This window comes from Halomonas sp., from assembly GCF_014859505.1.
Classification (GTDB): domain Bacteria; phylum Pseudomonadota; class Gammaproteobacteria; order Pseudomonadales; family Halomonadaceae; genus Halomonas.
This window is the reverse complement of record NZ_JACUUD010000104.1, coordinates 1-9,435: the sequence shown is the minus strand read 5'-3', so window position 1 is coordinate 9,435 and position 9,435 is coordinate 1. Positions and strand designations below refer to the sequence as shown.

The following is a 9,435-nucleotide window of genomic DNA, read 5'->3' as shown; positions in this document are numbered from 1 at the left end:
ACCAGGAGGCGAAAGCGCCTCTGCCAAGGAGAAGAGCATGCCAAGATTCTGCGTCTATCTGGGGTCACGGGATGGCCACGACCCCCAGTTTCTCGAGACCGCCCGCGAGCTGGGCCGTGAACTGGCACGACGCGGCCATAGCCTGGTCTACGGCGGCGCCCGCATCGGCCTGATGGGCGCCCTGGCGGATGCTGCCCTGGCCGAGGGCGGCGAGGTCGTCGGCGTGATGCCGGACCATCTGGTAGAGCGCGAGCAGGCCCACCGCGGCCTCACCGAGCTGATCCGGGTGCGCAACATGCATGAACGCAAGGCCAGCATGGCCGCACACGCCGATGCCTTCATCGTGCTGCCCGGCGGCATCGGCACCCTGGAGGAGTTCTTCGAGGCCTGGACCTGGCACTACCTGGGACTCCATGACAAGCCCATCGGCGTGCTCGACAGCGCCGGCTTCTACACTCCCCTGCTGGCCTTCCTCGACAGCACCGTGGAACACGGCTTCCTCAACGCCCGCACCCGGGCCGAGCTGTTCGACGCTGCCGAGCCGGGCGAGCTGCTGGATATCCTGGAGACACGGCTTGCCGAGCCGGCCTGACGTCGCGGATACGAGCGTCAGGCGTCGCCGGCCAACTCGCGGGTGCGCTGGTAGGTGAGCTGCAGCAGGCGGGCGTCCTCGCTGGCACGATGCCGGCAAATCCCCATCTCGGCCACCAGCGCCTCGCGGGTGGCATGCCAGAGAGCCAGCTGCCCCTCGCTGAGCAGCTTGCGCAACGCCTCCAGGCGGAAGGCCGGCAACATGCCGGCGTGGTGGAAGAGCAGCGACAGCCAGGTATTGTCGTAGCCCCAGCTGTCGCTGTAGGCGATGCCGAGCTCGCCGAGTTCGTCGTTGAGCCAGCGCGCCACCTGGCGCACCGGATGCCCCTCGCGATGCAGCCGCGCGCGGCTGATACCGTGCAGGAGCTCCGCCTTGGGATCCCAGTGGGTCCACTCCGGCAGGGGGAGAATCAGGAAGGCACAGCTGCTGCCATCGGGACGGGCCAGGCCGACCTCGATGGGGTAGCTGCCACGCCCGAACCCGGACGCCTCGATATCGAGCAGTGTCGGTAGCGTCACGGGAGCACGGATCCTCGAGGCCGAAGCTTGGGAAGGGAGAAGGCCCGGGCGGCAGAACGCCCGGCGTCGGCCTAGTGTCGCGTCTCGGCTTCGCCGCTGTCCAGCGCGTCACCCAGGTCCATGGCCTGGTCGGCCAACTGCTGCCAGTGGCTGGCACGCTCGCCATCCACCGGCAGGCCCAGTTGCCCCTCGCGGTAGGCGCGAGCCAGGCGGGCCGCGGCCAGGGGGTGGCCATCCTCACCCGCGCGGGCGTACCAGGTCACGGCGCGGTCGTCGCGGCGCGGATAGAGGACGCAGCCGTGCTCGTAGATCTGGGCGGCCTGGTACTGGGCCCGAATGTCGCCGGCCTTGGCCGCCTCCATCACATAGCGGGCACCGCGCGCCTTGTCCTGAGGTGTCAACCCGCGATGGAAGAGCATATGGCCATAGACAGAGAGCGCCGCCGGATGCCCAGCATCGGCGCAGCGCTGGTAGAGGTGCATGGTCAGCCGCTGGGTACGCGGCGAGCGGGGGAGCCAGCGAGTATGGAACAGCTGCTCCGCCAGGCGGTATTCGAGCCGGGTGATCAGTGATGATGCCTGTATCATGGCCAGTAACCGGGTCCTGTAACGCAAGTAAGGACACCCGCACCATCCTATGCGCGGCGTCTGCTCTGTGCATAAACCTGAACACCCCCTGGCTCCGGAGGGCAGAAAAGGCGGCCAGCATACGCCCGGCCCGCCCGGGACTCAACCCTGGCCATTTGCCGCCCTTGCCGGGCTGCCGCTACCATCCCGAGTTGCACACCCGCAAATTCGGCAAGGGAGAAGAGAATGCAGACGCGACCGCTGGGCACCACCGGCATCGAGGTCAGCCGCCTGTGCCTGGGCACCATGACCTTCGGTGAGCAGAACAGCGAGGCCGAGGCCCATGAGCAGCTCGACCGCGCCGTGGCCTTCGGCATCAACTTCATCGACACCGCCGAGATGTACCCGGTGCCGCCGAAGGCAGAGACCCAGGGCCGCACCGAACGCTACATCGGCAGCTGGCTGAAGCAGCGCGGCAGCCGCGACGACGTGATCATCGCCACCAAGGCCACCGGCCCGGGCCTCGATCACATTCGCGGCGGCCCGCGGCTGACCCGCGAGCAGCTGCACCAGGCCATCGACGAGAGCCTGGCCCGCCTGCAGACCGATTATGTCGACCTCTATCAGCTGCACTGGCCGGACCGGAAGACCAACTTCTTCGGCAGGCTGGGCTACCAGCACGACGACGAGGAGGAGACCACCCCGCTGGAGGAGACCCTCACCGCCCTCAAGGAGCTGGTGGATGCCGGCAAGGTGCGCGCCATCGGGCTCTCCAACGACACCCCCTGGGGCGTGATGCGCGCCCTGCAGTTGACCGAGACACTGGGCCTGCCGCGGGTCGCCTCGGTGCAGAACCCCTACAACCTGCTCAACCGCAGCTTCGAGGTGGGCCTGGCCGAGATCGCCCACCGCGAGCGGGTGGGCCTGCTGGCCTACTCGCCGCTGGCCTTCGGGGTGCTCTCCGGCAAGTACCTGGAGGGCGCCCGACCCGAGGGGGCGCGGCTGACCCTGTTCGAGCGCTTCCAGCGCTACACCAATCCCCAGGCCGAGGCCGCCGCCGCCGAGTACGTGAAGATCGCCCGCGATGCCGGCCTGGACCCGGCCCGGATGGCGCTGGCCTTCGTCAATTCGCGCCCCTTCCTGACCAGCAACATCATCGGCGCCACCAGCATGGAGCAGCTCGAGAGCAACCTTCAGAGCGAGTTCCTCAAGCTCGACCAGGACGTGCTCGAGGCCATCGAGGCGGTGCACCAGCGCCAGCCCAATCCGGCCCCCTGACTCGCCTCCACGGCTCGGGCGCGACCCCGCCAGGCGCCCCGCCGGGCTATCGCCACGATAGCCCCTCGGCGGCGGCGCCCTTGGTATACTCGGGCCACTTCCACAGCATCAGGAGCGCCCCCATGCTGAGCGTGATCTCGCCCGCCAAGACGCTGGACTTCGAGACCCCGGCCACCACTGCCATGCACACCCAGCCGGACTTCCTCGATCGCAGCCGCGAGCTGATCGGAATCCTGCGCGACCTCTCCCCCCAGGGGCTCTCCGAGCTGATGGGCATCAGCGACAAGCTGGCCGCCCTCAACGCCGCGCGCTTCACCGAGTGGCACACCCCCTTCAGCTCAGAGAACGCCAAGCCCGCCGCCCAGGCCTTCCAGGGCGACGTCTATGCGGGCCTCGAGGCGGACACCTTCAATGACGACGACAACGCCTTCGCCCAGGAGCACCTGCGCATCCTCTCCGGGCTCTACGGCCTGCTGCGCCCGCTGGACCTGATCCAGCCCTACCGCCTGGAGATGGGGACCAAGCTGGCGAACCCGACCGGCCGCGACCTCTACGCCTTCTGGAAGGGCACCCTTACCGACGAACTCGACCGCGCGGTGGCACAAAGCGGCCGCCCGGTGCTGGTCAACCTCGCCTCCAACGAGTACTTCAAGGCGATCGATGCGAAGCGCCTTCAGGCGCGGGTGATCACCCCGGTGTTCAAGGACGAGAAGAACGGCAAGCTCAAGATCATCAGCTTCTACGCCAAGAAGGCCCGCGGCCTGATGGCCGCCTGGATGATCCGCGAGCGGCTGGACGACCCGGAGCGCCTCAAGGACTTCGACCTGGCCGGCTACGCTTACAACCCGGCCATGAGCGAGGGCGACACCCTGGTCTTCACCCGCCCGGAAGGCGCCGCCTGACGCCCCCTAGGCGAACACCAGCGGCCGCGAGGAGCGTCCCTTGAGGAAGCGGCGATGGGCCTGCTTGAAACGCTCTTCGTCGCAGCGGTGCAGCCACTCGTAGGCCGCCATGTCGGCGCTGACCGGCACCGCCCCGGCCTGCATCATGCGCTCCCGGGCCAGGCGCGCCTCGGCGGCTCGGCGGCTGGCGCAGGCCTCCGTCAGCCAGTAGACCTCGTAGCCCGCCGCCAGCAGGCCCAGGCCCGTCTGCATCACGCAGATATGCGCCTCGGTGCCGCACAGCACCACCTGGCGCTTGCCGCTTTCGGCCAGCGCCGCCAAGAATTCCGGATTGCCGCAGGCGTCGAAGGTCAGCTTCTGCCACAGGCGATGACCCGGCAGCGCCTCCAGCAGCCGCGGCTCGCTGCCGCCGAGCCCCTCGGGATACTGCTCGGTGAGCCAGACAGGCACCTCGATGGACTCGGCCAGGCCACCCAGCCAGGCCGCCTCGGTGACCGCCTGGTCGCCGTGCTCGATCAGCGGCAGCAATCCCGCCTGCAGGTCGACGATCAACAGCAGGCTCTCCTCTCGTATCAGACGCATGGCGTGGTCTCCTTGTGCGTATTATCGGTTTTTATGGTGCCCCCCAGCATAGCCGGTAGAATGACCCGACTCGACCTTCCCACCCCCTACCCAGACCAATATCGGAGGCACCCCCTGATGCGACACCTGCTTGTCATGCTGGTCGTCGGGCTCCTTACCCTCGGCCCGGCCCTGGACTCCGCCGAAGCCCGCCGTCTTGGCGGCGGCGGCAACGTCGGCAACTTCTCCCGCTCGGCGGATCGCCCCGCCGCCGCGCCCAACCAGGCCGCCCCCGCCCGCCAGGGCCAACAGGGTGCCGCGGCCGGCTCGCGCATGCCCGGGATGATGGGCGGCCTGCTCGCCGGCGGCCTGCTCGCCGCGCTGTTCTTCGGCGGCGCCTTCGACGAGCTGCGCCTGACGGACATCCTGGTGATGGCGGGTATCGCCTTCCTGCTGTTCCGTCTCTTCGCCCGCCGCCGCCCGGCCCTGGCCGGCGCCGCCGAGCGCGAGGGTCCCGCACAGCCCCAGGCGGCCCAGCCCCAGGCCTTCCAGGCCAGCGCTCCGCTGGCTGGCAGCGCCACCTTCGCCAGCGAACCGGAGTGGTTCGACCGCGAACGCTTCCTGGGCGGCGCCAAGGAGCACTTCATGACCCTGCAGCGCGCCTGGGACAACAACGACTTCTCCAGTATCCAGGAGTACGTGACCCCGGGGCTCTACAACACGCTGCGCGCCGAGCGTGACAAGCACCCGGCGAATAACCGCACCGAGGTGGTGCGCCTGTTCGCCGAACTGGGCATGGTCGAGGAGGTCGGCCAGCAGGCCGAGGCCAGCGTGGTCTTCCACGGCATCCTCGACGAGAACGGCGAGCACAGCGAGTTCAACGAGACCTGGCATCTGGTGCGCGACCTGCGCGACGGCGCCCCCTGGTACGTGCAGGGTATCGAGCAGAACGGCTGAGCCCTGCTCAAGCACCGTACGCTCTCCCAGAACGCAGAAAGGCCGGGCAAGATTGCCCGGCCTTTCTGCGTCATGACTCCGCCAGCCATCAGTTGCCTTCGGCGGCATCCTGGATGGACTCGCCCATCTCCTCGATGCTCTCGCCGGCGTCATCCATGGCCTCATCGATCTCCTGACCGGCCTCCTCGGCGGGACCGGGCTCGTCCTGGCAGCCCACCAGACCCACCGCCAGCATGCCGACCAGCAGCGCCAGACCAAGTTTCCTGAGCATCTCGTGTGTCATGGGGTGCCTCCTCCTGAGTCGTTTCCTGAAAAAATCGTCCCGAAAAGCGGCCTCCAGGGTGACCACCAATTTACCCTAGCCAACTCGTGCCACCGCCACCACTACGTGATGCAACGCCAGGTAACCGATGGCAACAGGCCGGAAGCGATGCGAAAAACTGAGCGTACCAGCGGAGTTACGCCCATGACCCGTCGCATGACTCAGACAGCCGCCTTATCCTGGCATGCCACCCCGCCGAATTCAAACAACCGTTTCATCTTGGCGTCGGCGTTTGCCCGCGGCGGCCCCATGACGCCGCCACTGAGCGGGTGCTATGATCCGTGACCTGATACCTGTAACGACTCGTAGACATCAACAGCACAACGAGGAACCCGGCTTGCCACATTTACCGGTGATCGTCGGCATGGGCGGCGTGAACCCCGCCGGCAGAACCTCGGGCCACCAGGCGTTCCGGCGCACCGTGCTCGACGCCCTGCCCGACGACGACCAGGCCAGCACCCTGCTGGGCCTGGCGGCCATGATGCGCCTGGCCAGCGCCGATGAAACGGGTAGCTGGCGGGACGCCGACGGCCGGCCCCTTGAGGCCGCCGAGATCGTCGCCCAGACCCGCCAGCAGGTGCTCGACCACACCCTGATCCGCCGCATCGAGGACCCCCGCTTCAACGAGGCGGGCCTGCCCGCCAATCGCCGGGCCAGCCTCGAGCTGGATGCCCCTCTGACCTTTCGCATCCGACGCCGACAGCTGCCGGAGGATCTGCCACCCGCCTGGCAGGTGCGCGAGCTCGACCGCCACACTCGGGAAGTCACGGTGCCCGCCGGCAGCATGGATGTCATGCTGCCCGAGACTCGCCAGGCCCAGGTGCGTACCGCCGGCCAGCTGCCCAGCGGCTTCGAGCCCAGCAAGCTATATCACAGCGTGCACCACCCGCGGGGGCTCTCCATGGCGATCTTCGCCGCCAGCGACTGCCTGGGCGACAGCGGCCTCGCCTGGGACAGCCTGCGCGACCGGCTCGACCCCGACGCGGTCGCTGTCTATGCCGGCAACTCCATCGGCCAGCTCGATGACGAGGGCTGGGGCGGCCTGCTCAAGAGCTTCGTCTCCGGCAACCGCGCCACCTCCAAGCAGATGCCGCTGGGCTATGGCCAGATGCCCGCCGACTTCCTCAACGCCTATGTACTCGGCAGCGTGGGCGGCACCGGCGCGGCACTGGGCGCCTGCGCCAGCTTCCTCTACAACCTGCGCCTGGGCGTGGACGACATCCAGGCCGGCCGCCGCCGGGTGGTGATGGTGGGCACCGCCGACGCCCCGGTCACGCCGGAGATCATCGAGGGCTTCCGCGCCATGGGCGCCCTGGCCGATGACGACAGCCTCAAGGCCCTGGACGCCCTCAGCCTGCTTACCGATGCCGACTACCAGCGCGCCTGCCGCCCCTTCGCCCGCAACTGCGGCTTCACCATCGCCGAGTCCAGCCAGTTCGTGATGCTGATGGACGACAGCCTGGCCATGGAAGTGGGCGCCGAGATCCTCGGCAGCGTGCCCGGCGTCTTCGTCAACGCCGACGGCTGGAAGCGCTCCATCTCCGCCCCGGGCATCGGCAACTACATCACCCTGGGCAAGGCGGCCTCCCTGGTGCGCGAGATCCTCGGCGAGGAGGCGCTGCGCCAGCGCACCTTCCTCCACGCCCACGGCACCAGCACCCCCAAGAACCGGGTGACGGAATCCCATGTCTTCGACACGGTAGCCCGGGCCTACGGCATCCATGACTGGCCGGTGGTGGCGGTCAAGGCCTACGTGGGCCACTCCCAGGGCAGCTCCGCCGGCGACCAGCTCGCCAGCGCCCTGGGCAGCTTCGCCCACGGCCTGCTGCCCGGCATCGCCAACCTCGACGCCGTGGCAGACGACGTGCACGCCGAGCGCCTGCGCCTCTCCCGTGAGGCCGTGCCGTTCTCGGCGGACGCCGCCTTTATCAACGCCAAGGGCTTCGGCGGCAACAACGCCACCGGCGTGGTGCTCTCGCCGGCGGTTACCGAGCGCCTGCTGACCGCGCGTCACGGCGAGACCGCTGTGGCCGCCTGGCAGGATCGCCGCGAGGCCACCCGCGAGGCCGCCGCCGACTATCGCCGCCGCGCCGACCTGGGGCATTTCACCGCCAGCTACCGCTTCGGCGTAGGGGTGCTGGAAGGCCCCGAGCTCACCATGAGCGACAAGCAGCTGCGGATCCCCGGCTATGCGCGACCCGTTTCCCTGGCGGTGGACAACCCCTACGGACGACTCCCGGACGCTGACCGATGAACATTGCCGTCTATCCCGGTACCTTCGACCCCATCACCAACGGCCACTTCGACCTGATCGAACGCGCCGCGCGGCTCTTCGACAAGGTAGTGGTCGCCATCGCCTCGAGCCCCGGCAAAGGGCCTGCCTTCGACATCGATTCGCGGATCGCTCTGGCCCGCGAGGTGATCGCCGGCCTGGACAATGTCGAGGTGGTGGGCTTCTCGGGGCTGATGACCGAGTTCATGCAGCAGCAGCAGGCGCGGATCCTGCTGCGCGGCCTGCGGGCGGTCTCGGACTTCGAGTACGAGTTGCAGCTGGCCAACATGAACCGCGCCCAGATGCCGGAGCTCGAGACCGTCTTCCTGACCCCAGCGGTGGAGAACTCCTACATCTCCTCCACCCTGATCCGCGAGATCGCCAAGCTGGGCGGCGATGTGTCGCAGCACGTGCATCCCAGGGTCGCCGCAGCGCTGAAGAGCCATTACAATACCTGACTAGAACGGTAGGGCTTGACCCGCGCCGAGACAGCACCCTGCCGGGGCACACCCATGGCACCGGCCAGAGACTTCCGTGAGGTACCCCATGGCCCTGATGATCACCGACGAGTGCATCAACTGCGACGTCTGCGAGCCCGAATGCCCCAACGGCGCCATCTCGCCGGGAGAGGAGATCTACGTCATCGACCCCAACCTCTGCACCGAGTGCGTCGGCCACTATGACGAGCCTCAGTGCCAGCAGGTCTGCCCGGTGGACTGCATCCCGCTGGACCCGGAGCGCGAGGAGAGCCGCGACGAACTGATGGCGAAGTATCACATCATCACCGCGGCCTGAGACCCGGACCTCCGCCACGCCCCAGCTGAAACGCAGAACGCCCCGCTGGCCAGCGGGGCGTTCTGCGTATGACGCCTGCCACGAAGGGCTGCTGAGCCCTACATCTCGTCGGCGCGGCGGCTCACCGTGCATCCCAGGCAGCGGCGGAAGGTCGCCTCGGCAGGGGTCTTGATCAGCGTCTCAGCCGCGGTGTCCACCCCGCCGCCCAGGGCGGTGAAGGGCAGCGAGACCAGAAACACCGCGGTGCCGGCCACGGTGGCCACCGCCAGCAGCGGCCGGGCGATCAGTGCATCGGCCACCATAGCGCCGCCGCTGGGGCGGGCCTCCATGCGCTGCTGCTGGGCCACCGCCGGCGAGCTTCCCAGCATCGCCACCAGCGCCAGTACGAAGAAGAAAACGGTCCGCTTGCCCATCAGTGTCACTCCCCTGCTCCCTGCCGTCTCGGCGGCGTCTGTCATGCTTGCCGGCACCAGTTTTCCATCATGCCGAGCATGGCGTTCATCATCATTAGCTTCTAGAATGCTCGAGGTTACATCCTTTCACAGGATCTTACATCAGGGTAGACGGCTTTGCCCGCTTGCCCAACCCCGCAGGCCCCGCCTGCCACAGCATGCAATGGAGAGCATGATGAAGCGTCTGATCGCCACCGCCGCCCTGACCACCCTGGTCGCC

The 9,435-nt window shown here is 68.3% G+C and carries 12 protein-coding genes; 7 read left to right on the top strand and 5 right to left on the bottom strand.

Features of this window, described 5'->3' with window-relative positions; genetic code table 11:
* Positions 1 to 37 precede the first annotated feature (37 nt).
* Positions 38 to 592 carry a TIGR00730 family Rossman fold protein gene (locus IBX53_RS12530; protein ID WP_290909722.1) on the top strand — a complete coding sequence of 185 codons (555 nt, stop codon included), beginning with the start codon at positions 38 to 40 and terminating at the stop codon, positions 590 to 592.
* Positions 593 to 609: 17 nt separating this feature from the next.
* Here the strand turns inward: IBX53_RS12530 and IBX53_RS12525 are convergent, their stop codons facing one another.
* Together IBX53_RS12525 and IBX53_RS12520 are read right to left on the bottom strand one after the other, a co-directional pair.
* Positions 610 to 1,110 carry a hypothetical protein gene (locus tag IBX53_RS12525; RefSeq protein WP_290909719.1) on the bottom strand — a complete coding sequence of 167 codons (501 nt, stop codon included), beginning with the start codon at positions 1,108 to 1,110 and terminating at the stop codon, positions 610 to 612.
* Positions 1,111 to 1,181: 71 nt separating this feature from the next.
* The gene (locus IBX53_RS12520) at positions 1,182 to 1,697 is read right to left on the bottom strand and encodes a tetratricopeptide repeat protein (RefSeq protein WP_290909717.1); all 516 of its coding nucleotides are present in this window, start codon (positions 1,695 to 1,697) and stop codon (positions 1,182 to 1,184) included.
* 225 nt (positions 1,698 to 1,922) lie between these two features.
* Here IBX53_RS12520 and IBX53_RS12515 point away from each other — a divergent pair, with 225 nt between their 5' ends.
* The gene (locus tag IBX53_RS12515) at positions 1,923 to 2,954 is read left to right on the top strand and encodes an NADP(H)-dependent aldo-keto reductase (RefSeq protein WP_290909715.1); all 1,032 of its coding nucleotides are present in this window, start codon (positions 1,923 to 1,925) and stop codon (positions 2,952 to 2,954) included.
* 122 nt (positions 2,955 to 3,076) lie between these two features.
* On the top strand, positions 3,077 to 3,856 hold the full coding sequence (yaaA, locus tag IBX53_RS12510) for a peroxide stress protein YaaA (protein ID WP_290909713.1): 780 nt from the start codon (positions 3,077 to 3,079) through the stop codon (positions 3,854 to 3,856).
* 6 nt (positions 3,857 to 3,862) lie between these two features.
* On the opposite strand, the gene IBX53_RS12505 is transcribed toward yaaA, so the two are convergent.
* Positions 3,863 to 4,438, bottom strand: coding sequence for an isochorismatase family protein (locus tag IBX53_RS12505; protein ID WP_290909711.1), 576 nt, complete (start codon positions 4,436 to 4,438; stop codon positions 3,863 to 3,865).
* A gap of 117 nt (positions 4,439 to 4,555) precedes the next feature.
* Between IBX53_RS12505 and IBX53_RS12500 the strand changes: the two genes are divergently transcribed.
* On the top strand, positions 4,556 to 5,374 hold the full coding sequence (locus tag IBX53_RS12500; RefSeq protein ID WP_290909709.1) for a Tim44 domain-containing protein: 819 nt from the start codon (positions 4,556 to 4,558) through the stop codon (positions 5,372 to 5,374).
* Positions 5,375 to 5,462: 88 nt separating this feature from the next.
* Here the strand turns inward: IBX53_RS12500 and IBX53_RS12495 are convergent, their stop codons facing one another.
* A complete protein-coding gene (locus IBX53_RS12495; protein WP_290909707.1) occupies positions 5,463 to 5,657 on the bottom strand; it encodes a hypothetical protein in 195 nt (64 codons plus the stop codon).
* A 403-nt stretch (positions 5,658 to 6,060) separates the two neighbouring features.
* On the opposite strand from IBX53_RS12495, the gene IBX53_RS12490 reads away from it, so the two are divergent.
* The 3 genes from IBX53_RS12490 to IBX53_RS12480 all read left to right on the top strand — a co-directional run bounded on the left by IBX53_RS12490 (position 6,061) and on the right by IBX53_RS12480 (position 8,763).
* Positions 6,061 to 7,950: a beta-ketoacyl synthase gene (locus tag IBX53_RS12490; RefSeq protein WP_290909724.1), complete on the top strand. Its 1,890-nt coding sequence runs from the start codon at positions 6,061 to 6,063 to the stop codon at positions 7,948 to 7,950.
* On the top strand, positions 7,947 to 8,426 hold the full coding sequence (gene coaD, locus IBX53_RS12485) for a pantetheine-phosphate adenylyltransferase (RefSeq protein WP_290909705.1): 480 nt from the start codon (positions 7,947 to 7,949) through the stop codon (positions 8,424 to 8,426). The genes IBX53_RS12490 and coaD overlap by 4 nt, the downstream gene beginning before the upstream one ends.
* An 88-nt stretch (positions 8,427 to 8,514) precedes the next feature.
* Positions 8,515 to 8,763: a YfhL family 4Fe-4S dicluster ferredoxin gene (locus IBX53_RS12480; RefSeq protein WP_290909703.1), complete on the top strand. Its 249-nt coding sequence runs from the start codon at positions 8,515 to 8,517 to the stop codon at positions 8,761 to 8,763.
* Between the two features lie 98 nt (positions 8,764 to 8,861).
* Here IBX53_RS12480 and IBX53_RS12475 read toward each other — a convergent pair whose 3' ends face one another.
* Positions 8,862 to 9,176, bottom strand: coding sequence for a hypothetical protein (locus IBX53_RS12475; protein ID WP_110070128.1), 315 nt, complete (start codon positions 9,174 to 9,176; stop codon positions 8,862 to 8,864).
* Positions 9,177 to 9,435: the final 259 nt, after the last annotated feature.